We start from the raw sequence: 26,423 nt of genomic DNA, 5'->3' as shown, positions 1-26,423 counted from the left end.
ATGCTACCGACGTTGTCTGGGCGGCCTCCGTGTTTCGGGCGCGCTTTCGGAGGCGATTGCCAGCGTGGACTCCGGCCGGTGCCTGGAGAGCCCCAGAACACCGTAGGCGGCGATGGCGCCGGCGATGACGAAGGCAATCAGGGCGTAGAGCGGGGCCTGGGACGCCTCACCGAGTACGACGATGCCGATGCCGACCGCCACGAGGGGGTCCACAACCGTCAGTCCGGCGATCACAAGGTTGGGCGGACCCGTGGAGTACGCCACCTGCACGAACACGCCGCCCACGATCGCGGCGGTGAGTATGCCGCCCACGCAGAGCAGGGTGAGCAGCGACAGGTCACCGGCCACCAGTTGGGTGATGGTGAGCTTGGCCAGGGTGGCGACGAAGGCGTAGAGCACGCCTGCACCGAGAACGTAGGCCACGGCGGTGAGGCGGGCGCGGAGCAGCGTGAAGATAACCCCGCAGGCGATCAGCACAACGGCCAGCAGGATCAGGATGATCACCACCTGCGGCGGCTGGATGGGCCGGTCCGTGGCGTACACGGCGGCGATGGAGACGAAGACCACGATGCCGCCCACCGACAGGGCCACCGAACGCAGCACGGTGCCGTCGAGCTTGGTGTGCGCGAGCCGGGAGTCCACCACGGTTGACAGCACCAGCGCGGCCACGCCGAGAGGCTGCACAACGAGCAGCGGGGCCAGGCCGAGGCTGGTCAGCTGTAGCACGATGGCGAAGCCGAGCAGCAGGGTGCCGAGCAACCAGGACGGCCGCCGCAGCAGGGCCAGCAGCTGGCCGAGGCTCATCTTCTGCTGGTCGCCGGGGCGCATCCTGGAGGCCTTGCCCACCCCGCGGTGCTGCAGCTGTGCGCCAAGGGCCAGGAAGACGGTGCCGGCCAGAGCGACGGCGATGCCGAGGTTCTTGCGGGCGGCCGGGTCGAGAAACTGAACGATCGTATCGGTGACTTCGGTGGGCATAAAGGGGACGGGCACATCCAGACCCTATTTCAGTGCGGCCACCGGCGACAATTCGGCCGGGGCTATCTCGCGGTCGGCGGCAGGTGTTAGCGTGCCCGCATGAAGCAGAAAGAGCTCTTCCTCCAGGCGGATGCCGCGTTGCGCTCCGTCATCGACAGGATCACCCCCGACCAGCTGGATGAGCCGGCCCCGACCGACTGGGCGGTGACGCCGAACCCCACCCTGCGGGACGTCGTGGCCGCGCATGCCCGCGACGAGGCCTGGCTGCCCGACGTGCTGCGCGGCCGCACCATCGAGGAGGCCGGCGACAGCTACAACGGTGACCTGCTCGGCGACGACCCGATCGGCGCCTACGATCGGCTGAACGACCTGGCCACCGCCGCCGTCAGCCAGGATCTCGACCCGGAGAAGATCGTGCACCTGAGCTACGGGGACTTTTCGGTGCGCGAATACCTCGAGCATGTCAGCATCTACCGGGCCTTCCAGGCCTGGTCCATCGCCCGGCAGCTGGGTTGGGACTACGCGCTGCCGGCGGCATTGGTGGAGAGCCTCGAGGAGGTCGTCGGCCCGCAGATCGACGGATTCCGCGCGATGGGGGTGTTCCCGGCCGAGGTGCCGGTGCCCGACGACGCCGACCGGGAGACTCGGCTGCTGGGCCGGGTGGGCTATTGGATGCCCAAAGCCGACGGCACGAAATGAATCCCTAGGAACGCACCAGCCGGGCGATCGCGTCGCCGGCTTCCTTGAGCTTGAGTTCGGCCTCATCGCCGCCGGCGGCGACGGCGTCGACGACGCAGTGGCTGAGGTGGTCGTTCAGCAGGCCTAGGGCCACCGACTGCAGGGCGCTGGTCATGGCCGAGACCTGGGTGAGGATGTCGATGCAGTACTTGTCGTCGGTGACCATGCCCTGCAGGCCGCGAGCCTGGCCCTCGATGCGGCGCAGGCGCTTGAGGTAATCGTCCTTGTTCGAGATGTAGCCGTGCGGGCCGTCGTGCGAGTGGTCTGCGGTGTGGTCTGCGGTCGTCATGGTGCGCTCCTGGCTGTCGGGACCTTATACCCCCTCACGGTATCACGATCGTGCGCTAGAGTACCCGGAGGGGGTATCCCCGTTCGCTCCAGCATCACAGCAGGGAAGGGTCACATCATGGCGCCCATCAACACCGACTACCTCGTCACCGGAATGACCTGCGGGCACTGCGTCGCCAGCGTCATCGAAGAGGTCTCCCTGCTTCCGGGGGTCAGCGCCGTGACCGTGGACCTCGTGCCGGGCGCCGCCAGCACCGTGCACGTCACCAGCACCACCGAGCCCGCTCGCCCCGACATCCGCGCCGCCATCGACGAAGCCGGCTACCAGCTGCAGGGCACCACCGACGGTGCCGCCGCGTGAATGAGCCCGTCGACCTCGTGGTCGGCGGCATGACCTGCGCGTCCTGTGCCGCCCGCATCGAGAAGAAGCTCAACCGCTTGCCCGGCGTCGAAGCCACCGTGAACTACGCCACCGACAAGGCCACCGTGCGCCTGCCGGAGGGCACCAGCATCGACGACGCCATCGCCACCATCGAGGCCACCGGTTACACCGCACACCGGCCCGCGCCGCCGGCCGCAGCGCCGCCGGCCGAGACGCCCGCCCTGGATGCGGACACCCTGGCCCTCCGCCAACGCCTGCTGATCTCGACCCTGCTGGCCATCCCGGTGACCCTGCTCTCGATGGTGCCCGCCCTCCAGTTCACCAACTGGCAGTGGCTCGCCCTCACCCTTGCCGCCCCGGTGGCGGTCTGGGGCGCCTGGCCGTTCCACCGCGCCGCCGCCCTGAACGCCCGCCACGGCGCCGCCAGCATGGACACCCTGATCAGCGTCGGTGTCCTCGCCGCGTTCGGCTGGTCGCTCTATGCCCTGTTCCTCGGCGACGCGGGCCAGGCCGGCATGACCATGCAGATGGACCTGAGCATGACGGCCGCCGGCTCCGCCGAGATCTACCTCGAGGTCGCGGCCGCCGTCACGGTCTTCATCCTCACCGGCCGCTACGTGGAGGCGCGCGCCAAGACCCGCTCCGGCGCGGCGCTCACCGCGCTGGTGAACCTGGGCGCCAAGGATGTCGCGGTGCTCCGCGGGACCAGGGAAGAGCGCATCCCCATCACTGAACTCAGTGTGGGCGACGTGTTCGTGGTGCGGCCCGGCGAGAAGGTCGCCACCGACGGGGTCGTCGTCGACGGCGCCTCGGCCATCGACACCAGCCTGCTCACCGGCGAGACCGTGCCCGTGGAGGTGGGGCCGGGCGACACCGTGGTGGGCGCCACCGTCAACTCCGGCGGCCGGCTCACCGTGCGCGCCACCCGGGTGGGCGCCGACACCGAGCTGGCCCGCATCGGCCGACTGGTGGAGCAGGCCCAGACCGGCAAGGCGCCCGTCCAGCGGCTCGCCGACCGCGTGTCGGCAGTGTTCGTGCCCGTCGTCTTCGTCATCGCACTGGGCACCCTGGCCACCTGGCTGGCGCGCGGCGCCAGCGCCGAGCAGGCCTTCACGGCCGCCGTGGCCACCCTGATCATCGCCTGCCCGTGCGCGCTGGGCCTGGCCACTCCCACCGCGTTGCTGGTGGGCACCGGCCGCGGCGCCCAGCTGGGCATCCTCATCCGCGGGCCGCAGATCCTGGAGTCCACCCGCCGCGTGGACACCATCGTGCTCGACAAGACCGGCACCGTCACGACCGGGCGGATGGCGCTGACCGGGGTGCACCCGAGCGCGAGCCCGGCCGCCGCGACCGGGGCCGAACTGCTGCGCTTCGCGGGAGCTGCCGAGGCCGGCTCCGAGCATCCGATCGGCGTCGCCGTCGTGAACGGGGCCGTCCAGCAGGTCGGCGTGCTGCCGGCCGCGACGGAATTCATGTCGGCGCAGAGCTTCGGCGTGCGGGCCGTCGTCGAGGGGCACTCGGTGCTCGTGGGGCGGCCACGCTGGCTCGCCGACGAGTGGCAGGTGGCCCTGCCTGCCGAGCTGCGGGCCGTGCTCGACGGAGTCGAGGGCGCCGGCCAGACCGCGGTCGCCGTGGCCTGGGACGGGGTGGCCCGGGGCATCCTGGCCGTCGCGGACGAGGTCAAGCCGTCCAGTGCCGTGGCCGTGGCGCAGCTGGTGGCCCTGGGGCTCACCCCCGTGCTGCTCACCGGCGACAACCCCGCCGCGGCCGGTTCGGTGGCCGCCCAGGTGGGCATCCGCGAGGTCTTCGCCGGGGTGCTGCCCGCCGAGAAGGTGGCGCGGGTGCGTGCCCTGCAGGCCGCCGGGCACGTCGTGGCGATGGTCGGCGACGGTGTGAACGACGCGGCGGCGCTGGCCGCCGCCGACCTCGGTATCGCAATGGGCACCGGCACCGATGTGGCCATCGAGGCCAGCGACATCACCCTGGTGCGGGCCGATCTACCGGCCGTGGCCGACGCCATCCGGTTGTCCAGGCGAACACTGGGGACCATCAAGGTCAACCTGTTCTGGGCGTTCGCCTACAACGTGGCCGCGATCCCGCTCGCCGCGCTGGGCCTGCTCAACCCGCTGATCGCCGGCGCGGCGATGGCACTGTCATCGGTCTTCGTGGTGAGCAACAGCCTGCGCCTGCGCGGGTTCCGCGCGTCGAACTAGCGCGCCGCCGGTCGCGCCGTGTTTGGCGCCCGGCAGCCGCCAGGCCAGCACGGCGGTCACGACGCCGACGACGCCGAACACCGCCTGCAGCGGGTGGAAGCCGATCAGGGAGAACTGCACGACCTCGAACAGCACCAGGCCGACGCCGGCGGCCAGCGACAGGAAGCGGGCATAGGGCCCGCGGCGCCATTGCCAGACCGCGGTGACCGCGAACCCGAGGCCCACGAAGAGCGCCAGCGCGGCGCCGGGCAGCAGCCAGTCGCCGAACCCGGTGCCGTCCAGGGCCGCGGGATCGGCCATCAGCAACGAACCGTCCGGGGCGAGCATCAGCAGCAACCCGCCGGCCAGAGCGGTCGCGCTGGTCACGGACTCGAGTGTGATCAGGGTCTTCTCTGACCCGGAGCGGGTCAGGGGTCGACCGGATGCCTGGATGCGGTGGGTGCCCGTTGCCGTCATGCCCCGAGTATCGCCCGGCGCGGCGGTTAGCGCGAGGGGCGCATCCCTAGCGGCGGGGACGCATGCTCAGTTGCACGGCCACCGCGGCGGCCAGCATCAGCACCACGGCGATGATCGAGGTGACCCCCACTCCGCTGTCGAAGGCCGCTCGGGCCGACTCGGTGAGCGCGAGGGCGTCGGCGGCGGGGAGCTCTCCGGCCACGCCGAGCGCGCCACCGAGGGTCTCGCCGGCCTGGGCGCTCGCGCCCCGGCCGAGGCCTTCCGGCAGCACCACACTGGCCCGATAGGACGCCGCGAGAATGGCCCCGAGCACGGCGGTACCGAGCACGGCGCCGAGTTCGTACGCGGTCTCTGAGACACCCGCCGCGGCGCCGGCCTTCTGCGGCGGCACCGAACTGAGGATGGTGTCGTTGGAGATGGTCTCCGCCGAACCGACGCCCACCGAGAGAATGCCGAAGGCGAGCATCACAACGCCCGCGGTGAGATTCTCCCGCAGCAGCACGATCAGGCCGAAGCCCGCCGCAGAGAGCAGGATGCCGCTGACGATCACCAGCCGCGGCGGCACCCGCCGCACCACGTAGGCCGCGGCGAGGCCGGCCACGACCGACAACACAGCGCCGGGCAGCAGCAGCAGGCCGGCGTCTAGCGGGTCCAGGCCCAGCACCAGCTGCAGGTGCTGCGAGACGAAGAACAGGAAGCCGACCAGGCTGAACACGGAGAGGAAGTTCGCCAGCACCGACCCGGCGAAGGGGGCGTTCCGGAACAGGGCCAGATCGAGCAACGGGTTGTCGATCCGCAACTGGCGGCGCAGGAAGAGCGTGCCGGCCGTGAGCGCAAGGACCAGCGCGCCCACACCGAGCAGGGTGACGCCGTCGTGGGTGAGGGTCTTGATCGCGAACACCAGCGGGGCGAGGGTGAGCAGCGACAGGGCCACGCTGACCACGTCGATGCGAAGCGGCGCCGGGTCCTTCGACTCGGGGATGAGAACGCCGGCCAACGCCAGGAGCGGCAGCAGGAACGGCACCGCGATGAGGAACACCGCGCCCCAGTTGAAGTGCTGCAGTACGAGGCCCCCGACGATCGGGCCCAGGCTCGAGCCGGCCGCGAACGCTCCGGCCCACACGGCGATGGCCAGGGTGCGCTGACGGGCATCCAGGAACAGGCTGCGCAGCAGCGACAGGGTGGAGGGCATGATCATGGCGCCGAAGAAGCCCATCACCGCCCGGGCCGCGATGAGCAGCTCGGCGGTGGGCGCGAACGCGGCGGCCACCGAGACCACTCCGAAGCCGGTGGCGCCGATCAGGAGCAGTTTGCGGCGGCCGACGCGGTCGCCAAGGGTGCCCATGGCCACGAGCAGGCCGGCGAGCACGAGCGGGTAGATGTCGACGATCCAGAGCAGCGTGGTGCTGCTCGGGCGCAGATCGAGGCTGATGGCCGGCAGCGCGAAGCTGAGCACGGTGTTGTCGACCGAGATCAGCAGCACCGGCAGCATCAGCAGCACGAGGCCCGACCATTCGCGGCGGCCGGCGCGGGGTGTTCTCGCCTCGGCGGGGGCGGACGCGTTGGAGGTGGGGATGCTGTTTGTGATGCTCATGTCGACCTGGCTGAAGAACGGGGTTCCGAAGAACGGCGAGTTTTACTGCACCACTGGGTACAGCAGAATATGACTATACCACCAAGTACAGTAAAGTGGTGGCCATGGCCCAACACCGCGACTCCGCCCGTGAGAGCATCCTCACCGCGTTCCAGGAACTGCTCCTCGACACGAGCGGCTCCGGCGCGTCGCTGGATGCCGTCGCCCGGGCGGCCGGTGTGACCAAGGGCGGGCTGCTCTACCACTTCGGTTCCCGCGACGGCCTGGAGACGGCGCTCATCGACCGGCTCGAAACCCTGGCCGCCGCCGAGTACGAACGGATGCGCGCGGCCCCGCAGGGCGCCGCCGCGTACTACGTGAGCCTGGCGGAGTACGTCAACAGCCCGTTGGACCGCGCGACACTGGCCGGCGGGGCGCTGGCTCGCGGCAACCCGCGCGCCCGCGCGGTGATCGTGGAGATGCGCCGGCGCTACTTCGGCATCCTGAACGACGACCTGCGTGACCCTGACCTCGCCCGCGCGACGATGCTGCTGACCGATGGCTTGTACTACGACGCGACGACGATCGGCGAACCCTTCGAACACGAGCTGGACATCCCCGCGTTCCTGGCCCGCCTCACCCCGCGAGCTGTGAGCTGAGCACCTTAAACTCGCGGTTTCCGGGGCTTAACTCACAGTTCGCGAAGGGGCGTGGGTGGGTCAGGCGGCCTGGGCGATCTCGGTGACCTGGGTCTGAGCGGTGACCGCGCGGTAGAGGGAAGCCAGGAGGAGGGGCAACTGGGTGGCGGGCGAATCCGGAGCCTCCGGGTGCCACTGCACACCGGTGATCGGCAGGGCCTCGTGCTCGACGGCCTCGACAAGGCCGTCGGGGGCGGTGGCTACCGGTGTGAGGCCAGCTCCGAGCCGTCCGACGCTCTGGTGGTGGGCGCTCTGCACCGAGATGCGGGTGTCGCCGAGCGCCGCGGCGAGCGTGCTGGTGGCGCGCAGGGCGACGTCGTGGGTGGAGAGGATCTCGTCGATGGGCACACCCACGTTGCGGTGGATGCCGTCGTCGAGGTGCTGCACCAGGTCGCCGCCGAGGGCGACGTTGATGATCTGCAGTCCGCGGCAGATGCCCAGCACCGGGGTGCCCCGGTCGGCGGCGCGCTGCACGAGGGCGATCTGGCCCTCGTCGGCGTCGATGAAGTGGGTCGTCTCCCCCTCGTAGCCGGCCTCGGCGCCATAGAAGCGCGGGTCGATGTCTTCGCCGCCGACGATCACGACGGCGTCGGCCGAGTCGGTGAGGTCCAGCAGCGCCGCGGGGTCCAGGTCGGCGGCGGCCAGTCGCACGACGGTCCAGCCACCGTCGGTGCCGGCATCCACGACGGTGGCATTGAGGGTCTGCACCTTGGCGTGGTACTCGGGGCGATCGGGCCGGCTGCGGGTGACCTCGACGACGGCGAGGGTGGGGCGCTGGGCGGTCATGGTGGCGAGCTTCGGGGTGGACATGACTCGCCTTTCGTGACGGGATCGTTGGGTGCGGATGCTGCGGGTTCCAGTGTGCCCGAGGCGGCCCGACGGCATCCGGTCGGCGGTAACAGAGCGCAACACAGCCAGGGGTTCTATGCTCGGTGGGAATCAGCCGCACCTGACGAACACCCGAGGAAATGGACCCCATGCAGCCAGGCCACCCGCGCATCCGACCGACGATCACTGGGTTTGCGGCCCGCGTTGCAGCGCTGACGGCGATGGTGGCTCTGCTGATGATCGGGAGCGGGCTGGGCGGCTCGCTTCCCGCCAGGGCGGAGGATCCGGTGACGTTCGAGGAGAGCCACATCGTCGACACCGTCGGCGCGCTCGGCGACCGGGAACCCGAGGTGGTCGCCGCCCTCGATGCCCTGTTCGCCGACACCCAGATCGACCTGTTCGTCGCCTACGTGTCCAGCTTCGACGGCGTGACCGACACGTCGACGTGGGCCGACCAGACCGCGGTGGACAACGGGTTCGGCGACAACGACGTGCTTCTGGCCGTGGCGACGGATGACCGGCAGTACCAGTTGTCGGTCGCAACCGACTTCGTGCTCGACGAAGCTCAGCTCGCCGAGGTGCAGAACACCGCCATCGAACCCTCGCTGCGTGAGAACGACTGGGCAGGCGCCGCCATCAACGGCGCCACGGCCATGCAGCAGAGCGTGGCGGGCGAGCCTTTGTCCGCCCCGGTCATCACCCCGGGTGACGCCAGCCCGAGCTCCGGCGGCGGGTTCCCGCTCTGGATCGCGGTGCTGCTGGTGCTCGCCGTGGTCGTGGCGGTGATCGTGGTCGTGATCCTGGTGCTGCGCCGGCGGGGCACCTCGCCCGTGACCGGCCAGGGTCAGGCCGCCGCCGAGGTGCCGACGGCCGAGCTGAAACGGGAGGCGTCGAGTGCGCTGATCGAGACCGACGATGCGATCAAGACCAGCGGGCAGGAGGTCGGTTTTGCGCTCGCCCAGTACGGCGCGGCGGCCGCCGAGCCGTTCCAGGCCGCCGTGAGCGGCGCGGCCGGCAAACTCGGCCAGGCGTTCACCCTTCAACAGCGCCTCGACGACGCCGAACCCGACACCGAGGAGCAGATGCGCGCCTGGTACCGCCAGATCATCGCCCTGTGCGCCGAGGCCAACCGGGCCCTCGACGAGCAGGCCGCCGCGTTCGACGAGTTGCGGCAGCTGGAGGCCAACGCCCCGGCGGCTGCGGCGGCGCTCGAGGCCGAGTTGGCCGCGATCGACACCCGCCTCGACCAGGCCGAGACCCGGGTCGCCGACCTCGCCGTCCGCTATACCGCTGCGGCCATCGACACCGTCGCCGACAACCCCGACCAGGCGGCCGAACGACTCACCTTCGCCACCAACGCGCTGGCTGAAGCCCGCACCGGGATCACCGCCGGCGACGCGAGCGCTGCGGCCGTGGACATCCGTGCGGCTGAGGAGGCCATCGACCAGGCCAAGCTGCTGGTGGACGCCGTGGACAGGCTCGCGGCTGACCTGCAACAGGCCGAGTCCGGCATCCCGGCGATGCTCGCCGATCTCGAGACCGACCTGGTCACCGCCCGGGCGCTGCCCGCGGCGGGCGAGGCGTCGGCCGCCGTGCCCGGTGTGATCGCTGGGACCGAGCAGACCCTGACCGAGGTGCGCGCCGGCCTGGCCGCGCCGCCGGTCAACCCGATCGAGCTGCTGCGCACTCTCGAGGCCGCGAACGCCACCATGGACGCCACGCTGCAAGGCGTGCGGAACGCCCAGGTGCAGGCCCAACGGCTGCAGGCGGCGCTGGCGCAGAGCCTGCAGGCCGCCCGGAGCCAGGTGTCGGCGGCGGAGGACTTCATCACCGCCCGGCGCGGCGCTGTCGGCGCGGAGGCGCGCACCCGGCTCGCCGAGGCCGGCCGGCTGACCGCGCAGGCCGACTCGCTGGTGGCGAGCGACCCGGCGGCCGCGTTGGCCCTCTCCCAGCGGGCCGGCTCGTTGGCCGCGGAGGCGACGGCCATGGCCCGGCGGGACGTGGACAGCTTCTCCAACAACGACGACGACTTCGGCGACTTCTTCGGCGGTGGCGGAGCGAGCCGCCGCGGCGGCAGCAACGGGTCGATGGGCGCCGTGCTCGGCGGCATCCTGATCGGCCAGGTGCTCGGCGGCGGGGGCGGCGGCTTGTTCGGCGGCGGTGGCGGTGGTGGTGGCTTCGGCGGGATGGGCGGCGGCGGCCGGCGTAGTAGTGGCGGCGGCTTCGGCGGTGGCGGCCGGAGCCCCGGCAGCTTCGGCGGCAGCGGCACCCGCGGCCGGCGCGGCGGTGGCGGGCGGTTCTAGCCCACAGGTCACACGGCGGACCCTCCGCGAGAGGGCAGTTGAGGCTAGTTGCAGATGCCCACACTGGCCACAAGTGCCCTCTCGCCGCGCGCCCCCTCGGCGAGCGGGCAGTTGGGGTCAGTTGCGGGCGCGCACACTGGCCTCAAGTGCCCTCTCGCGGGCGGCACCGACCCGACCGGATCGCCGCGTGCGGCTACCGGCCGAGGGCGAAGAGGGGCGGGGCCGGCACATCGACCGTGAGGTCGGCGAGGATTCGGCCGACGGCGGGGGTGAACTTGGAGCCGTGGCCGGAGAAGCCGGCGCCGACGATCACCGGGCCGCGCCGGTCGAGCACGAAGTTGGAGTCCGGGGTGGTCGTGTAGGTGCAGCTGATCTCGGCAAAGCTGTCGGGGTCGGCGCCGGGCAGCCACTCGCGGGCGTAGCGGCGGAGGGCCAGCAGCTGCTCGGGCTCCGACGTGAAGTCGCGGTGGTCGGGGTCGACCACAGGGCCGACACCATGCCAGCCCGCCTTGATGCCCTCGCCGGGAGTGTGCATCCCGTAAACCGGTGAGCGCCAGTACTCGTAGCCGTCAGCGCCGGGCCGATAGCCGTGGTTGAAGCCCGGCCAGGTGAAGCTGGTGTCGAGCGCGGCGAAGTGCGCCGGCTGCTCCTGCGTGACCACCAGTCGCGGCAACGGCAGCAGACCGCCCAGCAGCGAGCTGGTCCAGGCGCCGAGGGTGACGATCACCCGCCGGGCCCTGAACTGTTCGGTGTCGGTGTCGACGAGCACGCTGTCATCACCCTGCACCGTGAGCCGGGTGACGGGCATGCCGTGCTCGACGCGCGCACCGTGCGCGGCAGCGGCCTGCTGCAGCGCGTCGAGAGACGCGTTCGCGTTCAGCCGGCCGGCCTCCGGCGTGTAGAGCACCTCGGCGTCAAATCGGATGCCCGGCCAGCGCTCCTGCGCGGCCTCGACGGCCAGCAGCTCGGGGTCGAATCCCACCCCGGACAGGGCCGCGTGAACCTCGGCGAATGGTTGACCCTGGCCGTGGTTGACCAGGCCCACCTGCTCGAGCAGCCGGGTGTCGGTGTCGTCCTCGAGCTCCCGCCAGAGGCGCAGCGCCTCGACGAGCATGGCCACGTAGGTGGGGTCCGAGTAGCTGAGGTTGAAGTTACGGGAGGCGCCGTGCGAAGCGCCGTTGGTGTGCCCGCGCTCGAAACGCTCCAGGAGGGTCACGTCGCGCCCCCGGCGGGCCAGCTCCCAGGCGGCCGCTGAGCCCATGGCGCCGCCGCCGATGACGAGGGTGTCGACGCGGGTGCTCACGGCAGCATCCGTTCGTAGCAGAGCGAGAACGAGATCGACTCGTAGGGCGGATAAATCGGGATGGGCGTGTAGCCCAGGTGCTCGTAGAGCCGCACGGCCTCCGGCTGTCTGTCGCCGGTCTGCAGGATCACCCGGCGAGCGCCGCGGGCGGCCGCCTCGGTCTCGACGGCGCGGATCAGCGCTTTGCTCAGGCCGCGGCCGCGGAACCCGGCCAGGGTGACGAGTCGTTTGAGTTCATATTCCGTTCCGAGCATGCGCAGGGCGGCGTGGGCGGCGGGCACGCCGTCGACGGTGGCGATCAGGGTGACGACCATGGTGGCTGGGTCGATCGCGAACGCGGTGTCGCGGGCCGCCGCATCTTCCGCACTCGGTGCCGTGAAACGGTCCGCGTACCTGGGCATGATCTCGTCGTCCATGGCTGCACGGAGCGCGACGGCCCGGGGGTCGGTCCAGTCGACGACATGCAGCTGCACGGTCTCGGTTGCCACGGTCTCAGCGCTCTCGGTCATCCGAGCACCTCGCGCACGGTGAAGTCGAGGGCGGCCACGGTGAGCGCTATCGAGGCCACGTCGATCCGTTCGTCGTTGCCGTGGAAGAGCATCCGGAAGGTGCCGTAGTCCCAGCGCGGGCTGAGCAGGCCGAAGCCGTACGCGGGGATGCCACGGCGCCGGTAGAACCTGGCGTCGGAGCCGCCGACACTGAGCACCGGCAGCAGATCGGCGTTGGGGTAGGCGCGGGCGACCGCGGCGCTGAGCGCGGCGAACAGCGGAGTGTCCACGGGCGAGCGAGTGGCGGCCTCGAACCTGTCGCCGACGATCTCGATGTCGACCATCAGCTCGCCGAGAGCGTGGCGCAGGTAGGCGTCGACGTGGCCGGTGTCGATGCCGGGCAGCACGCGGATGTCGAGGTCCACGGTGGCCAGCGACGGGATGACGTTCTCCTTGTTGCCGGCGCGGATGATGTTGGGCGAGATGGTGGTGTGGCTGGAGGCGTGCGCGAAGCCGGCCAGGGTGCCCAGCTCGTGCACGGCGTCGTCGATGCGGGCCGGGTCGGTGAGCCGCTCGGCCAGCTCGGCGGGCAGCCCCAACACCTCCACGTAATGCCGCCAGTCGGCGGTGATCTGCACGGGCGCCTCGAACCGGGCCAAACGGCTCACGGCCTCGGCGGCGATCACGGCCGCGTTGCGGGCGCCCCACGGCGCCGAACCGTGACCTGGCGTGCCGTGCACCACCAGCCGGCGGCCGGCGATACCCTTCTCCCCCACCGTGGTGGTGATCGACGGCCGCACACCGACGGGCGCCCCGCCGGATTCGGTGAGCACGAAGTCGGCGTCGATGAGGTCGAGCCGGTGCTCGGTGAGCCAGCCCACCCCGTACCGGCTGCCGCTTTCCTCGTCGGCGACGGCCGCGAAGATCAGGTCGCCGCGCGGCCGGAACGGGCCCATGGCGATGTCGCGGATCACGACGGCGTAGCTGGCCGTGAGGTAGAGCATGTCGAGGGCCCCGCGGCCCCAGATCTCCCCGTCGATCAGCTCGGCGGTGAACGGGTCCCGGCTCCAGCCGTCCAGGTCCACCGGCACGACATCGGTGTGACCCACCAGCGCCAACGACGGGGCCGCCTTGTCTGTGCCGCGGATGCGCGCGATCAGCGAGGCCCGCCCGTGGTGCGGCTCCACCACCTCGAGTTCGAGCCCGGAGCCGGCGAAGAATCCCTCCAGCGTGCGCACGCTGCGGATTTCCCCGCCGGAGTCCGCGGTGCCGTCGTTCACGCAGGCGTTGCGAATGAGGTCCCGCAGCAGGTCGACGGTCTGGCGCGTGAGCACCTCCGGGTCGGTCATCAGCGCACCATTCCGGCCAGGCTCTCGGCGAACTCGTCGAGCAGGGCCCGACCGGCCGGCCAGTCGCCGAGCTTGCTGGCGATGTTGATGTGGCCCAGACTGCCCACCTCGACGAACCCGGCGCCCCACACCGCGGCCAGGGTGCGGGCGGTGCCGAGGGCGCAGAACGGGTCATCGGCGCTGGCGACCACCAGGGCCGGGGTGCCGAGCGCCTCGGGTTCGGCGGTCTGGAAGGTCGGGGCAGCCGGCGGGAACCGTGGCCCGAACCGGTCGGGCGGAGCCACCAGCAGGGCGCCACGCACCCGGCCGGGATTCTGGGCCAGCCAGGCCGCAGCAGCCAGGCACCCCAGGCTGTGCGCCACGATGATCGTGTCCGGCGTGGTCACGGCAGCATCCACCGCGCCGACCCAGTCCTGAAGGTCCGGGTCGTCCCACGAGGCTGGGCGGATGCGCACCGCATCCGTCTGCGTCGCCTGCCAGCGGCTCTGCCAATGCTTCGCGGTGGAGTCGTTGATGCCCGGCACGATCGTCAGGCTCAGGGGGGTCGGCATGGTGATGATCCTCGACAGTTGTTCGGCTGGGCGTTTCGGCTTGTGAACACACACTATCCGGCGAATATCCCTCCCTGCCGGACTGGTGGTCACACAGGCACATGTGGAGGTGAACGCGGTAGTTTCTAAGCGTTGACACCCTTCGAAAGGACACTCACATGACCAAGCAGTCGATCTTCGGCCGCATCGCCCAGCTCACCAGGGCGAACATCAACGCCCTGCTGGACTCCGCGGAAGACCCCGAGAAGATGCTCGACCAGATGGTGCGGGACTTCACCAACAGCATCGCCGACGCCGAGAGCGCGATCGCCGAGACCATCGGCAACCTGCGCCTTCTCGAAGACGATCACCGCGAAGACGTACAGGCCGCCGGCGAGTGGGGCCGGAAGGCGCTGGCCGCCAGCCGCAAGGCCGACGAGCTGCGCACCGCGGGCAACACCGTCGACGCCGACAAGTTTGACAACCTCGCCAAGGTCGCCCTCGGCCGTCAGCTGCAGTCCGAGAAGGAGGCAAAGGACGCCGAACCGCAGATCCAGAGCCAGACCGCGGTGGTGGAGCAGCTCAAGACCGGCCTGAACACCATGAAGACCAAGCTGGGCCAGCTCACCGCCAAGCGCAGCGAGCTCATCGCCCGCTCCAAGACCGCGGCCGCGCAGTCGCAGGTGATGGACGCCGTGAAGAGCATCGACATGATGGACCCGACCAGCGAGGTCAGCCGGTTCGAGGACAAGATCCGCCGCGAAGAGGCCAAGGTACGCGGCGCCAGCGAGCTCGCCGCCTCCAGCCTCGACGCGCAGTTCGAGAGCCTCGACGACCTCGGCGAACTCACCGAGGTGGATGCCCGCCTCGCCGCGCTCAAGGCCGGCTCGCCCTCCTCGATCGAGCAGTAGCGGTAGACAACACACTCTGCATCCGGAACGGCCTCGGGAACATCCCGGGGCCGTTTCTGGTTGGCACCAGCATGACTACTCTCGGAATCATCGGTGCCGGTAACATCGGCAGCCAACTCGCCCGCCTCGGTGTGGCCAACGGATACGACGTCGTGGTGAGCAATTCCCGCGGCCCCGCCACGCTGGAGACTCTGATCGAAGAGCTGGGCCCGCGCGCTCGCGCCGCCCTGCCCGCGGAGACCGCCGCCGCCGGTGACCTGGTCATTGTGACCATCCCGTTGCACGCCATCGATACCCTGCCGCTGCCCGAATTGGCCGGCAAGCTCGTGATCGACACCAACAACTACTACCCCCAGCGGGACGGCAACATCGCCGCCCTCGACGAGGAGACCACGACCACCGCCGAAATGCTCCAGGACCTGCTCACCGAGTCCCGGGTCGTCAAGGCCTTCAACCACATCTACGCCGCCGACCTCACCACGGATGGCCTGCCCGCCGGCACCGAGAACCGGCGCGCCCTGGTCATCGCCGGCAACGACCCCGACGCCCGCGAAACCGTCACCGCGCTGCTGGACACGTTCGGCTTCGACACCGTCGACCTCGGCCCGCTGACCGAGAGCTGGCGCATCCAGCGCGACACACCGGGCTACGGCCCGCGGATGGACGCGTTCGAGCTGCGCGAAGCCGTGAGTGCGGCGATCCGCTACCGCGACATGCCGCAGGCCGTCTAACCCTTCTCGGACCGGGCCCTTCCCCCGCGTGAACTGGCAGATGCGCCGGGGCGGGGCCGAGGAGCATACTGGGGTGGTGTCCCCCAACTACGTGGTCGTCCCGCAGTGGCAAGGTTCAGTTTCCCCGCGCGCAATGCGCCTCGTCGACGGGGCCGAGGCGATCCAGGGTGACCTGCCGTTCTCGGTCACCTATCCCGTCGAGGTGCCCGCCGAGGCGGGTGATGCGTTGGACACCGGCATCCACCGGTTCTCGTCGCTGCTGACCGTGCGCGAGCGGCAGCTGGCCGTTTTGCGCGCCAGCTCGGAGCCGGTGCTCACGATCGGCGGCGACTGCGGGGTGTCCTTCGGCGCCGTTGAACACGCGTCCCGCCGGCACCCCGGCGACATCGCGCTGGTCTGGTTCGACGCGCACCCCGACCTGCACACCAGCGAGTCGTCGCAGTCCGGCGGCTTCGGCGGCATGGTGCTGCGCGCCATCCTGGGCGACGGTGTCGACGGTCTCGCGCTCGACCCGGATGCCCGCCTGACGCCGGACAGGGTGGTGCTGGCCGGGGTGCGCGACATCGACCCTGCCGAAGACGTCTTCATCACCGAACAGGCCATCCCGCTGGTGCCGGTGGAGAATCTCAGCACCCCGGAGGCCCTGGTGGCCGCCGTGAAGCGCACCAATGCCGCGCACATCTACCTGCACATCGACCTGGACGTGCTCGACCCGGCCACCATCGTGGGGCTGTCGAACATCTACCCGTTCGGCCTGGCCGTGGAGTCGCTCACCGCGGCGATCACGGCGCTCCGTGCCGAGTTCGCCCTGGCCGGAGCCACCATCGCCGGCTTCGCGCCGTCCTCCCCCGAGGCCGCCACCGACGACCTGCCCAGCATCCTGCGCATCATCGGCGCGCTCACCCGCTGACTGCCCCCTCGCGAACTGTGAGCTAAGCCCCGAAAACTCGCGTTTTTGGGTGCTTATCTCACGGTTCGCGGGACTATCGATCGAAGGAGATCACCCATGGACGAAGCACGCGTCGTGACCGAACGACGGGGGCATCTGCTGCTGATCGGGCTGAACCGGCCCGAGAAGCGCAACGCGGCGGATTTCGCGATGCTGCAGCAGCTGGCGCTGGCCTACGGCGAGCTTGAGCGGGACCCCGAGTTGCGCGTCGGCGTGGTGCACGCCATCGGGGATCACTTCACGGCCGGGCTCGACCTGGCCGATGTGGGCCCGCGGCTCGGGCCGCTCGGCATCGACATCGTGCCGGAGGGCGGCATCAACCCCTGGCAGGTGGACGGCACCGCGCTGAGCAAACCCGTCGTGATCGCCGTGCAGGGCACCTGCCTCACCCTGGGCATCGAGCTGATGCTGGCCAGCGACATCGTCGTCGCCGCGGAGTCCACCCGGTTCGGCCAGATCGAGGTGAGCCGGGGCATCCTGCCGTTCGGCGGCGCCACCCTGCGCTTCCCCCGCGCCGCCGGCTGGGGCAACGCCATGCGCTGGCTGCTCACCGGCGACCTCTTCGACGCCCGCGAGGCGCACCGGATGGGCCTGGTGCAGGAGATCGTGCCGAACGGCCGTGAGCTGCACCGGGCCCTCGAACTCGCCGAGCGCATCGCCGCGCAGGCGCCGCTGGCCGTGCAGGCCACCCTGGCCAACGCCCGCCTGGCCCTCCGCGACGGGCCGGCCGCGGCCGAGGCCGAACTGCAGCCGGCCCTGGCCCGTCTGGCCGCCAGCACGGATGCCCGGATCGGCATGGAGGCGTTCCTCTCCCGCACCCCCGCCGAGTTCCAGGGCCGCTGATCTTCCCTGGATTCCTCCCGGGAACGGTCGGTAGGCTGCGGTGATGACCGATTCTGACGCGAACTCCGCCATCCAGACCTCGACATCCGCCCAGGCCTCGCCAGCCGGCGCCCGAAACTACGACGTCATCGTGATCGGCGCCGGCGCCGTGGGCGAGAACGTGGCCGACCGCACGGTGCAGGGCGGGCTGAGCACCCTCATCGTGGAGGCCGAACTGGTGGGCGGCGAATGCTCCTACTGGGCCTGCATGCCGTCCAAGGTGCTGCTGCGCAGCGGCGCCGCCCTCGCCGCCGCACGCCGGGTGGCCGGCGCGGCCGAGGCGATCACCGGGCAGGTCGACGTGGCGGCGGTGCTGAAGCGCCGCACCGAGTTCACCCACGACTGGAACGACGACAGCCAGGTCGAGTGGCTCGATTCCGCCGGTATCGACCTGCTGCGCGGGGCTGCCCGCCTCAGCGGCATCCGCGAGGTCACCGTCGAGACCGCGGATGGCCCGGTGGTCGTCACCGCGAAACACGCCGTGGTGCTCAGCACCGGCTCCAGCGCGCTGCTGCCCGACATCGACGGCCTGGCCGACGTCTCCCCGTGGACCAGCAGAGACGCCACCTCGGTGAAGCATGTACCCGGCCATCTCGCCATCATCGGCGGCGGTGTCGTGGCCGTGGAGATGGCCGCCGCGTACCGCTCGCTGGGCGCGAAGGTGACCCTGCTCGTGCGCAGCTCGCTGCTGCGCGACCAGGAGCCCTTCGCCGGCGAGATGGTGGCCACCGCGCTCACCGACGCGGGGGTGGAGGTGCTCACCGACGCGAGCCCCACCGGTGCCCGGCGCACCGACACGGGCGAGGTGACCCTGGTTCTCGCCGACGGCCGTACCGTCACGGCCGACGAGGTTCTCGTGGCCACCGGCCGCACGCCACGCACCCAGGACCTGGGCGTGGAGACCGTGGGCCTGACCCCCGGCGACTGGGTGAGCGTGGACGACACCATGCTCGTGCAGGGCGACTCCCCGGCGTTGGCCGGTGACTGGCTCTACGCCACGGGCGACCTCAACCACCGGGCCCTGCTCACCCACCAGGGCAAGTACCAGGCTCGCGCCGCGGGCGACGTCATCGCGGCGCGCGCCGCCGGCCTCGTCGTGGACGACGCCCCCTGGGGCACCCACGTCGCCACCGCCGACCACGCGGCCGTGCCGCAGGTCACCTTCACCGACCCCGAGGTCGCCTCGGTCGGGCTCACCGCCGCCGCCGCGGAGAAGGCGGGATTCCGCACCCGGGTGCTCGACTACGACCTGGCCGGGGTGGCCGGCGCGAGCGTGGTCGCCGACGGGTACACGGGCCGGGCCCGCGCGATCGTCGACCTCGACAGCGAGGTGCTGCTCGGGGTCACATTCGTGGGCGCCGGCGTCGGCGAGCTGCTGCACGCGGCCACCATCGCCGTGGTCGGCGAGGTGCCGATCAGCCGGCTCTGGCACGCCGTGCCCAGCTACCCCACCCTCAGCGAGGTCTGGCTGCGGCTGCTCGAGGAATACGGTCGCCCGCCGGCGGCCGACAACCGGGGCCTGTGATGCGGCGGCTGTTGTTCGACTCCCCCCTCAGCCGGGCGGGGTACCTCTATGCCACGGCCGTCGGCCTGGTCTGGGGCGCGGTGTGGAGCACCGGCCGTATCGAACGCGTCAACGGCCTGTTCGTGTTCCGCGGCCTGCCCGCCTGGGCGTTCGGCCGCGGCGGTGCCTGCGTGGGCGGCGTGTACCTCACGAACCAGAACGTCACGGCGGATGTGCTCGAGCACGAGGCCGTGCACAAGGTGCAGTGGCAGCGCTACGGCATGCTGTTCCCGGTGCTGTACTTCATCGCCGGGCGCGACCCGCTGAAGAACCGGTTCGAGATCGAAGCCGGCCTGGAAAAGGGCGGCTACCTGCGCCCCAAGCGTGTCGTTACGCGTGCTCCGCGCGCCCGTCGCGCCAGTACCCCATGAAGGCCACCTGGCGGCGGTCGATGCCGACCTCGGAGACCACGAACCGGCGCAGACGCTTGATCACGCTGGCCTCGCCGGCCAGCCAGGCGTAGAGCTCCCCGTCCAAGGCCGACCCGTCCGGCACCTCCCAGATGATCGACTCGTCGATGTCGATGTCGGGCAGTTCGGTGCTGCTGTGGTGCGCGGTGATGAACCGGGCGGTCCAGCCCTTCACCGCGGCCTCGAGCGCGGAGCCGTGGTCGGCGCCGTTGCGGGGCAGCCAGGTGACGGTGACGCCATCCGGCGCGTTGGTGTCGTGGGCGTCGCCGGCCTCGGGCACCTCGATGTAGGCGCAGCCGCGGGCGGTGCGGGGCAGGGCCGAGAGGATGGCGCAGATCGCCGGGGCAGCGGTCTCGTCGCCGGCGATCAGCACGGTGTTGGCGCTGCCAGGGGCCCATTCGATACCGACGACCGGGTTGTCACCGCCGGCGACCGGCCCCACGATGGCGACCTCGTCGCCGACGATGGCGGCGCGCACCCAGCGTGACGCGGGTCCGGCGTCACCGTGGGTGACGAAGTCGATGTCGACCTCGCGGTGCTCCGGGCGGGCGTGCCGCACCGTGTAGGTGCGGATCGGGTTGCGGCGCTCGTCGGGCAGGTCCCGCCAGGTCTCGTACCAGGAGTCGTTCCGCGGGAACGATGAGACACCTACACCGGGAAGCGGCAGCACGATCTTGATGCGCTGGTCGAGCCCGGCGGTACCGAACTCGTGCAGGTCGGGCCCGGTGAAGGTGACACGGGTGAAGTTGGTCGACAGCCGTTGCACCCGGGCCACCGAGACAGCGAACGGGCGGTAGCTGGGGCGCGGCGCCCGCACACGTGCGGGGGCCGGCGCGGGAGCGACTGTCGAAGTAAGCATGGCCTAAGTATGGCATGCCTAACCTATATTGCACCCGGGAATGGGGATTATGCGGCTCGGACCCAGTCGCTCGTCACGTAGCTGCCGGCACCGGAGCGCGTGGCGGGGCTGACATAGCCGGTGGGGGTCGCGGACGGGCGGCCGGTGCTGACGTAGCCGGCCGGTTCCGCACTGCGGTCGGTGCGGGCGGCGGCGCTGATGTAGGAATTCATGATGCTCCTGTCGGTGATGGTGCTGGTCGACGCAGAGCTTCATTGGACGCGTGCTGGTGATGGTGCGGACGAATCGCGCGGCCGGGCGGGGCCGGCCGCGCGATTCGGTGGTGCGGGTGGCGCGGGTGCTACTCGCCGACGCCGACGGGTTCGGCGGCGACGTTGGCCGAGGTGGCCTCCGCGTCGCCGTCGGTCAGGTTCAGCCTGAGGCTCGCGCCGAGGGCGGCGTCCACGCTGGTCCAGTACGCGATGGCACGTTCCTTGACCTCGGGGCGGGTGACGCCGCCGACGGCTCCCGTGATGGTCTCGAGGAAGCGGGCCTTGGCCGCGTCGTCGAAGACGTCGCGGTACAGTGTGCCAGCCTGACCGAAGTCATCGTCGTCGGCGCGCAGGATCGCGGCGCTCCGCACGAGTGCACCGTCGCTCTCCCAGGTGCCGTCGCCCGCGAGGGACTCATCGGCGACGGGGCCGCCGAGCGAGTTGGGCGCGTAGTTCGGCGCACTGGCGTCGTTGAAGTGATACCGGGCCGCGCCATCCTGCGAGTAGTTGTTCACCGGAGCCTGCGGGGCGTTGATCGGCAGCTGGTTGTAGTTAGTGCCCACGCGGTAGCGCTGCGCGTCCGGGTAGGAGAAGATGCGCGCCATGAGCATCTTGTCGGGGCTGGCCGCGATGCCGGGCACGAAGTTGGCCGGCGAGAACGCGGCCTGCTCGATCTCGGCGAAAAAGTTGCCCGGGTTGCGGTTGAGGGTGTGCGTGCCCACCTTGATCAGCGGGAAGTCACTGTGCGGCCAGACCTTGGTGAGGTCGAACGGGTTGAACCGGTAGGTCTTGCCCTCGTCGTACGGCATGACCTGCACGTGCACGTCCCAGGAAGGGAAGTCGCCGGCGTCGATGGCCTCGTAGAGGTCGCGGCGGTAGTGGTCGGCGTCGGCGCCCGCGATGAGCTCGGCCTCGGCGCCTTCCATCTCGACGTTCCCCTGGTTGGAGGTGAAGTGGTACTTCACCCAGAAGCGCTCACCGGCGGCGTTGATCCACTGGTAGGTGTGCGAGCCGAAGCCGGGCATGGTGCGCCACGAACGCGGCAGGCCGCGGTCGCCCATCAGGTAGGTGACCTGGTGTGCGGATTCGGGCGAGAGAGTCCAGAAGTCCCACTGCATGTCGGCGTCGCGGAGGCCGGATCCCGGCAGGCGCTTCTGCGAGTGGATGAAGTCGGGGAACTTGATGCCGTCACGGATGAAGAACACCGGGGTGTTGTTGCCGACGATGTCGTAGTTGCCCTCGGTCGTGTAGAACTTCACCGAGAAGCCGCGCACGTCGCGCCAGGTGTCAGGGCTGCCCTGCTCGCCGGCGACGCTGGAGAAGCGCTGCAGGGTATCGGTGCGGGCGCCGGGCTGGAACAGCGCGGCACGGGTGTAGGCGGACACGTCGCCGGTGACCTCGAAGACGCCGTGCGCTCCGCCGCCCTTGGCGTGCACGATGCGCTCGGGGATACGTTCGCGGTTGAACTGGGCGAGCTTCTCGACCAGGTAGCGGTCGTGCAGGGCGGTGACGCCCTCAGATCCGGCGGTGAGGGAGTGCTCGTCGCTGGGAACCGGGGTTCCGGTCTGGGTGGTGGTGGGGGGCAGTGTTGTCATTGTGCTCCTTTGTTCAACAGCGGGGACGGTGAGGAAGAGGTGGAAGATATGGCCGCCTGGCAGTCGGGACAGAGGCCCCAGTACGTGACCTCGGCGGTGTGCACGGTGAACCCGGCGGTGTTGGACGGCGTGAGGCAGGGGGCCTCGCCCACGGCGCAGTCGACATCGTGCACGGCACCGCAGCGAGTGCAGACGATGTGGTGATGGTTGTCGCCCACCTGACGCTCGAAAAGCGCCGGCGAGCCGGCCGGCTCGATCTTGCGAGCGATCCCGGCACCGGTGAAAGCCGCGAGCACGCCGTAGACGGCCTGCAGCGATGTGCCAGGCAGCTCGGCCCGGACCGTGGCGAAGAGGCGCTCAGCGGTCGAGTGCGGGGCCTGGTCGAGAACCCGCAGCACCGCGAGCCGGGGCGCGGTGACCTTCAGACCGGAGGCACGGATGCTGTCGGCGAGCGTGCCCGGCTGCTCTGCCGCTCGCGTCCGTTCGTTGTCAGCCATTCGGACACGCTATCAGTTGTTTTGATTGAATCAAAACATTGCAGGCAAAACCTCAGGAGTGAAAACCTCAGGATGCCGGGTCGAGGGACGACCTGTAGACGCCGATGACCCGGGTCAAAAAGGCCTCGACGACCGCTCGCTCATCGTCGGAGAGCTCCTGGGTGAGAGCCGCAACGCCCCCGATCACCGGATGCAGCTGCTGGAATGCGCGCGTGACCGACTCGGGGGCTGGCACCACGACAATCTTGCGCCGGTCCGACGTGTGCGGATGACGCTGTGCGTGACCGAGTGCGACCAGCCTGTCGACCACCAGAGTGGTCGCCGCCGTCGAAATGTCCAGTCGGCGAGACAGCTCCCCCGGAGTCAGTGCCCCCTCCTGGATGAGGTGCTCCATCGCGGCCAGGTCGGTGCTGTTCACCTCGAGAGCCTGCCCGACCTGGCGCTCGAAGGCGCGGGACAACTGCAGGATCTGGTGCAGTGCGGAGCCGATCGCATCCGAATCCGGTGGGCCGCCAGTGGGGGGTCCGGGCGCGACCGCAACCCCCGAGACCGCGCCGGGAACGAGGTTGCGACGCTCTTCCATACAGGAGATACTATTACGCAGATCGCTAGGAAACCTAGCAATCAATACTATTGGAGGAATTGTGCTCGCGATTCAGCGGTTCATCACCGGCCGGCGCACGGCGTGGGTCGTCCTGGTCTCGACGATCGTGGCGGTGGGGCTGCTCTTCAGCCTCCTCCCCTCCAACGATTCCGAGGAGTTCCCTACCTCCGGCCTCCCCACCTCCAGCCAGGCCGCTCAAGTGGATGCTCTCCTCGCCGACTTCCCGTCCGCCGAGCAGACCTCCGCGATCGTGGTCTGGACCAGGGACAGCGGCGAACTCTCCGACGCCGACATTGCGGCCATCACTGCACAGGGCGCCGCTCTGGGCGAGCAGTCGATCGCCCCGCAGGCCACAACACCGCGATTCAGTGACGACGGAAAGGCCGCCATCAGCGTGGTCCCGCTGAACGCGGACGAGGCCAACGCCGACATCGGCCAGACCGCCACCGACATCCGGGACGCCGCCTCCGCCGACCTGCCGGACGGCCTGGACAGCTACGTCACCGGCGCGGTCGGATTCCAATCCGACATCACCAACGCCTTCGCCGGCGCCGACTTCAGGCTGCTGCTGGTCACCGTGATCGTCGTCGCCGTGCTCCTGATCGTCACGTACCGCAGCCCGGTGCTCTGGATCGTCCCCCTCGTCGTCGTCGGCGTGGCGGACGGGCTCTCCACCGTCGTTGTGGGTGCCCTCGCCGAACCGTTCGGCATCACCCTCGACCCCTCCGTCGCCGGCATCCAATCCGTGCTGGTCTTCGGCGCGGGCACGAACTACGCCCTGCTGCTCGTGGCCCGCTATCGCGAGGAACTGCTGCGCACCGAGAACCGCAACGCCGCCATGCTGGCTGCCGTGCGCGGCGCCGGCCCGGCCATCGCTGCCAGCGGCGGCACGGTCGCGCTCAGCCTGCTCACCCTTCTGTTCGCCGAGTTGTCGGGCAACCGGGCGCTGGGCTTCGCCTGCGCCATCGGTGTCGTCATCGCCATCATCTTCGCCCTGGTCGTGCTGCCCGCCGCCCTCGTTGTCTGCGGCCGCGGCCTGTTCTGGCCGTTCATCCCCCGCTACGTCCCCGGCGCCGATACCGAGGCGCGCACCGGCTTCTGGACCCGCCTCGGCCGCGGCGTGCAGCGTCGTCCGATCGTGGTCACCGCCGCATCCGTCGCCGGCATCGCCGCCCTGAGCCTGGGCCTGCTCGGCGCGTCCGTCGGTCTCTCCCAGGCCGACCAGCTGCTCGGCAACCCCGAATCGGTGCAGGCGCAAGCCATCGTGGACGAGTCGTTCTCCGCCGGCCTGACCAGCCAGACCATCGTGCTGGTTCCGGATGCGGCGGCCGCCGAGGCCACCGCGCTCGCCACCGAGACGACCGGCATCGAGTCCGTCCTGCCGGGCGAGAGCGCGAACGGCCTCACCCGGCTGAACCTGTCCCTGGCCAGCGAGCCGGGCAGCGAGGAAACCTTCGCCATCATCGACACCCTGCGCGGCACCTATGCCGATGCGTCGGGCGAGGTGTCCGAGGCGCTGGTCGGCGGCAGCGACGCCACGGCCTTCGACAACAAGACGAGCGCCCAGGCCGACCAGGCCCTGATCATCCCGATGATCCTGGCGATCGTGTTCGCCATCCTGGCCCTGCTGTTGCGGTCGCTGGTGGCGCCCGTCCTGCTGATCGTGAGCGTGCTGGCGACGTTCTTCGCCAGCCTCGGCGCCTCCAACTGGATCTTCCAGAATCTGATGGGGTTCCCGGCCTTCAACACCAACGTGGTGCTGTTCGCGTTCTTGTTCCTGGTGGCCCTGGGCGTGGACTACAACATCTTCCTCACCACCCGGGCCAGGGAAGAAAGCATCAGATTCGGCACCGGGGAGGGCATGGTGCGCGCCCTGTCGTCGACGGGCGCGGTCATCACGAGCGCCGGCATCCTGATCGCGGCGGTCTTCGCCGTGCTGGGTGTTCTGCCCGTCGTGGCCTTGACCCAGATCGGTGTCATCGTCTGCATCGGTGTGCTGCTGGACACCCTTGTGGTGCGCACCCTGGTGGTGCCCGCGCTGGTCTTCCTCACCGGCGACCGGTTCTGGTGGCCGTCGCGTCCGGCCGCGAAGGCGCCGCGAGCCTAGCTGTACATCTAGCGGGCCGCGGGCGGCACCCGGTCCTGCCAGCGGAGCTTCCGTTCCAGCTGGGCGCCGAGGGCCAGCAGGGTGGCCTCCCCGCCCGGCCGTCCGATGAGTTGCACGCCCATCGGCAGGCCGTCCGGGGTCTCGGCCACGGGCAGGGTGATGGCCGGCAGGCCCGCGACGTTCACCATCGAGGTGAACGGGGTGTACTGCACCTGCTGGGCGAAGTTGCGTTCGCCGTCGTCGGCGTCGTACCAGCCCACGGGCCGCGGGGTGAGCGCCAGCGCCGGAGTGAGCACGGCATCGAACCGGGCCAGCTGGCTGATGAGTGAGCGCTCGTACGCCGCGAGGGTGGTCAGCGCCTCGGCGACGTCGCGGCCGGTGAGCGCCCGGCCGCGGTGCATGAGCCACCGGGTCAGGGGTTCGAGCAGCGCCTCCTGATCGGCGGTCTCGGCGGGGATCCGGGCGGCGCTGAGCTGCCAGAGCGCCCGGAACGCCGGCGCGTAGCTCGGATCGGGGGTGAGGGCGGTCTGCTCGATGCCGTGGCCCATGGCGGCGAAACCGTCCACGGCCGCGGCGAGCGCGGCCAGAGCCTGCGGGGCCAGGCTGATCTCGTAGGCGTCGTCCCAAGCCGAGGTGGTCATCACGCCCAGCTGGTAGCGGCCCTCGCCCCGCACGGCGGCGCCCAGCAGCTGCTCGTCTCCCCCGGGTGCCCGCACGGCGAACGGATGCGCCGGCCGGCCGCCGGACGGCGCGATCATGGCGTCAAGCAGCAGGGCGGCATCCGCGACGGTGCGGGCCAGCGGGCCGGCCACCGGCAGACCGCCGGGCACGTCGAGGCCGCTCGCAGCGGGGATCCGGCCGCGGGACGGCTTGAGGCCGACGAGCCCGCAGGCGGCGGCCGGGATGCGCACCGAACCGCCGCCGTCGCTGCCGGGGGCG

27 protein-coding genes are annotated in these 26,423 nt (G+C 70.6%); 12 read left to right on the top strand and 15 right to left on the bottom strand.

Annotated elements, in window-relative coordinates; all coding sequences use genetic code 11:
* Positions 1–3 precede the first annotated feature (3 nt).
* Positions 4–990, bottom strand: a complete 987-nt coding sequence (locus E3T61_RS16535; protein ID WP_241992636.1) for a DMT family transporter — start codon at positions 988–990, stop codon at positions 4–6.
* An 84-nt stretch (positions 991–1,074) separates the two neighbouring features.
* Here E3T61_RS16535 and E3T61_RS16530 point away from each other — a divergent pair, with 84 nt between their 5' ends.
* On the top strand, positions 1,075–1,674 hold the full coding sequence (locus tag E3T61_RS16530) for a DinB family protein (RefSeq protein WP_134641956.1): 600 nt from the start codon (positions 1,075–1,077) through the stop codon (positions 1,672–1,674).
* 4 nt (positions 1,675–1,678) lie between these two features.
* Here the strand turns inward: E3T61_RS16530 and E3T61_RS16525 are convergent, their stop codons facing one another.
* On the bottom strand, positions 1,679–2,002 hold the full coding sequence (locus tag E3T61_RS16525; RefSeq protein ID WP_134641955.1) for a metal-sensitive transcriptional regulator: 324 nt from the start codon (positions 2,000–2,002) through the stop codon (positions 1,679–1,681).
* Between the two features lie 117 nt (positions 2,003–2,119).
* Here E3T61_RS16525 and E3T61_RS16520 point away from each other — a divergent pair, with 117 nt between their 5' ends.
* Both E3T61_RS16520 and E3T61_RS16515 read left to right on the top strand, forming a co-directional pair.
* On the top strand, positions 2,120–2,362 hold the full coding sequence (locus E3T61_RS16520; protein ID WP_134641954.1) for a heavy-metal-associated domain-containing protein: 243 nt from the start codon (positions 2,120–2,122) through the stop codon (positions 2,360–2,362).
* A gap of 29 nt (positions 2,363–2,391) precedes the next feature.
* Positions 2,392–4,596 (top strand): heavy metal translocating P-type ATPase, encoded by a 2,205-nt coding sequence (locus tag E3T61_RS16515; RefSeq protein WP_134642086.1) that lies wholly within the window; start codon positions 2,392–2,394, stop codon positions 4,594–4,596.
* On the opposite strand, the gene E3T61_RS16510 is transcribed toward E3T61_RS16515, so the two are convergent.
* Complete coding sequence (locus tag E3T61_RS16510) at positions 4,537–5,052, bottom strand: hypothetical protein (RefSeq protein ID WP_134641953.1); 516 nt, start codon at positions 5,050–5,052, stop codon at positions 4,537–4,539. The genes E3T61_RS16515 and E3T61_RS16510 overlap by 60 nt on opposite strands.
* A 46-nt stretch (positions 5,053–5,098) precedes the next feature.
* Positions 5,099–6,646, bottom strand: a complete 1,548-nt coding sequence (locus tag E3T61_RS16505) for an MFS transporter (RefSeq protein ID WP_134641952.1) — start codon at positions 6,644–6,646, stop codon at positions 5,099–5,101.
* A 104-nt stretch (positions 6,647–6,750) separates the two neighbouring features.
* Here E3T61_RS16505 and E3T61_RS16500 point away from each other — a divergent pair, with 104 nt between their 5' ends.
* Positions 6,751–7,284: a TetR/AcrR family transcriptional regulator gene (locus E3T61_RS16500; protein ID WP_134641951.1), complete on the top strand. Its 534-nt coding sequence runs from the start codon at positions 6,751–6,753 to the stop codon at positions 7,282–7,284.
* Positions 7,285–7,344: 60 nt separating this feature from the next.
* On the opposite strand, the gene E3T61_RS16495 is transcribed toward E3T61_RS16500, so the two are convergent.
* A complete protein-coding gene (locus E3T61_RS16495; protein ID WP_241992635.1) occupies positions 7,345–8,133 on the bottom strand; it encodes a gamma-glutamyl-gamma-aminobutyrate hydrolase family protein in 789 nt (262 codons plus the stop codon).
* A 158-nt stretch (positions 8,134–8,291) separates the two neighbouring features.
* On the opposite strand from E3T61_RS16495, the gene E3T61_RS22495 reads away from it, so the two are divergent.
* Positions 8,292–10,454, top strand: coding sequence for a TPM domain-containing protein (locus tag E3T61_RS22495; RefSeq protein WP_255455698.1), 2,163 nt, complete (start codon positions 8,292–8,294; stop codon positions 10,452–10,454).
* 193 nt (positions 10,455–10,647) lie between these two features.
* Here E3T61_RS22495 and E3T61_RS16485 read toward each other — a convergent pair whose 3' ends face one another.
* The 4 genes from E3T61_RS16485 to E3T61_RS16470 are packed head-to-tail and all read right to left on the bottom strand — an operon-like array spanning position 10,648 to position 14,145.
* Positions 10,648–11,757, bottom strand: a complete 1,110-nt coding sequence (locus tag E3T61_RS16485; RefSeq protein ID WP_134641950.1) for an FAD-dependent oxidoreductase — start codon at positions 11,755–11,757, stop codon at positions 10,648–10,650.
* Positions 11,754–12,266 carry a GNAT family N-acetyltransferase gene (locus E3T61_RS16480; RefSeq protein WP_134641949.1) on the bottom strand — a complete coding sequence of 171 codons (513 nt, stop codon included), beginning with the start codon at positions 12,264–12,266 and terminating at the stop codon, positions 11,754–11,756. The genes E3T61_RS16485 and E3T61_RS16480 overlap by 4 nt, the downstream gene beginning before the upstream one ends.
* On the bottom strand, positions 12,263–13,594 hold the full coding sequence (locus E3T61_RS16475; RefSeq protein WP_134641948.1) for a M20/M25/M40 family metallo-hydrolase: 1,332 nt from the start codon (positions 13,592–13,594) through the stop codon (positions 12,263–12,265). Before E3T61_RS16475 ends, E3T61_RS16480 begins: the two co-directional genes overlap by 4 nt.
* Positions 13,594–14,145, bottom strand: a complete 552-nt coding sequence (locus E3T61_RS16470) for an RBBP9/YdeN family alpha/beta hydrolase (protein WP_134641947.1) — start codon at positions 14,143–14,145, stop codon at positions 13,594–13,596. Before E3T61_RS16470 ends, E3T61_RS16475 begins: the two co-directional genes overlap by 1 nt.
* A 158-nt stretch (positions 14,146–14,303) precedes the next feature.
* Between E3T61_RS16470 and E3T61_RS16465 the strand changes: the two genes are divergently transcribed.
* The 6 genes from E3T61_RS16465 (at position 14,304) to E3T61_RS16440 (ending at position 19,532) form a co-directional block, all read left to right on the top strand.
* Complete coding sequence (locus tag E3T61_RS16465; protein WP_130177333.1) at positions 14,304–15,035, top strand: PspA/IM30 family protein; 732 nt, start codon at positions 14,304–14,306, stop codon at positions 15,033–15,035.
* A gap of 71 nt (positions 15,036–15,106) precedes the next feature.
* Complete coding sequence (locus E3T61_RS16460; RefSeq protein WP_134641946.1) at positions 15,107–15,766, top strand: NADPH-dependent F420 reductase; 660 nt, start codon at positions 15,107–15,109, stop codon at positions 15,764–15,766.
* Between the two features lie 76 nt (positions 15,767–15,842).
* Positions 15,843–16,676 carry an arginase family protein gene (locus E3T61_RS16455; RefSeq protein ID WP_134641945.1) on the top strand — a complete coding sequence of 278 codons (834 nt, stop codon included), beginning with the start codon at positions 15,843–15,845 and terminating at the stop codon, positions 16,674–16,676.
* Positions 16,677–16,772: 96 nt separating this feature from the next.
* The gene (locus E3T61_RS16450; protein WP_134641944.1) at positions 16,773–17,558 is read left to right on the top strand and encodes a crotonase/enoyl-CoA hydratase family protein; all 786 of its coding nucleotides are present in this window, start codon (positions 16,773–16,775) and stop codon (positions 17,556–17,558) included.
* Positions 17,559–17,601: 43 nt separating this feature from the next.
* Positions 17,602–19,122 (top strand): dihydrolipoyl dehydrogenase family protein, encoded by a 1,521-nt coding sequence (locus E3T61_RS16445; protein WP_134641943.1) that lies wholly within the window; start codon positions 17,602–17,604, stop codon positions 19,120–19,122.
* The gene (locus tag E3T61_RS16440) at positions 19,122–19,532 is read left to right on the top strand and encodes a Fe-S oxidoreductase (protein WP_134641942.1); all 411 of its coding nucleotides are present in this window, start codon (positions 19,122–19,124) and stop codon (positions 19,530–19,532) included. Before E3T61_RS16445 ends, E3T61_RS16440 begins: the two co-directional genes overlap by 1 nt.
* On the opposite strand, the gene E3T61_RS16435 is transcribed toward E3T61_RS16440, so the two are convergent.
* The 5 genes from E3T61_RS16435 to E3T61_RS16420 all read right to left on the bottom strand — a co-directional run bounded on the left by E3T61_RS16435 (position 19,492) and on the right by E3T61_RS16420 (position 23,356).
* On the bottom strand, positions 19,492–20,430 hold the full coding sequence (locus E3T61_RS16435; RefSeq protein ID WP_134641941.1) for a siderophore-interacting protein: 939 nt from the start codon (positions 20,428–20,430) through the stop codon (positions 19,492–19,494). The two genes, E3T61_RS16440 and E3T61_RS16435, sit on opposite strands and share 41 nt — an antisense overlap.
* Before the next feature lie 47 nt (positions 20,431–20,477).
* Positions 20,478–20,642, bottom strand: a complete 165-nt coding sequence (locus tag E3T61_RS21950; protein ID WP_166793281.1) for a hypothetical protein — start codon at positions 20,640–20,642, stop codon at positions 20,478–20,480.
* A gap of 128 nt (positions 20,643–20,770) precedes the next feature.
* On the bottom strand, positions 20,771–22,276 hold the full coding sequence (locus E3T61_RS16430) for a catalase (RefSeq protein ID WP_134641940.1): 1,506 nt from the start codon (positions 22,274–22,276) through the stop codon (positions 20,771–20,773).
* Positions 22,273–22,773 (bottom strand): Fur family transcriptional regulator, encoded by a 501-nt coding sequence (locus E3T61_RS16425; protein WP_134641939.1) that lies wholly within the window; start codon positions 22,771–22,773, stop codon positions 22,273–22,275. The genes E3T61_RS16430 and E3T61_RS16425 overlap by 4 nt, the downstream gene beginning before the upstream one ends.
* Positions 22,774–22,840: 67 nt before the next feature.
* The gene (locus tag E3T61_RS16420; protein ID WP_241992634.1) at positions 22,841–23,356 is read right to left on the bottom strand and encodes a MarR family winged helix-turn-helix transcriptional regulator; all 516 of its coding nucleotides are present in this window, start codon (positions 23,354–23,356) and stop codon (positions 22,841–22,843) included.
* 61 nt (positions 23,357–23,417) lie between these two features.
* On the opposite strand from E3T61_RS16420, the gene E3T61_RS16415 reads away from it, so the two are divergent.
* Entirely contained in the window at positions 23,418–25,484 is a 2,067-nt protein-coding gene (locus E3T61_RS16415) for an MMPL family transporter (RefSeq protein WP_134641938.1), read from the top strand.
* 8 nt (positions 25,485–25,492) lie between these two features.
* Here the strand turns inward: E3T61_RS16415 and E3T61_RS16410 are convergent.
* Positions 25,493–26,423 (bottom strand): amidase (locus E3T61_RS16410; protein WP_134641937.1); only part of this gene is annotated, 931 nt, incomplete at its 5' end.

Origin of the sequence: Cryobacterium lactosi (genome assembly GCF_004403945.1) — a bacterium.
GTDB lineage: Bacteria > Actinomycetota > Actinomycetes > Actinomycetales > Microbacteriaceae > Cryobacterium > Cryobacterium lactosi.
Note: the sequence above shows the minus strand (reverse complement) of the source record. Positions and strands in the feature narration are given on the sequence as shown.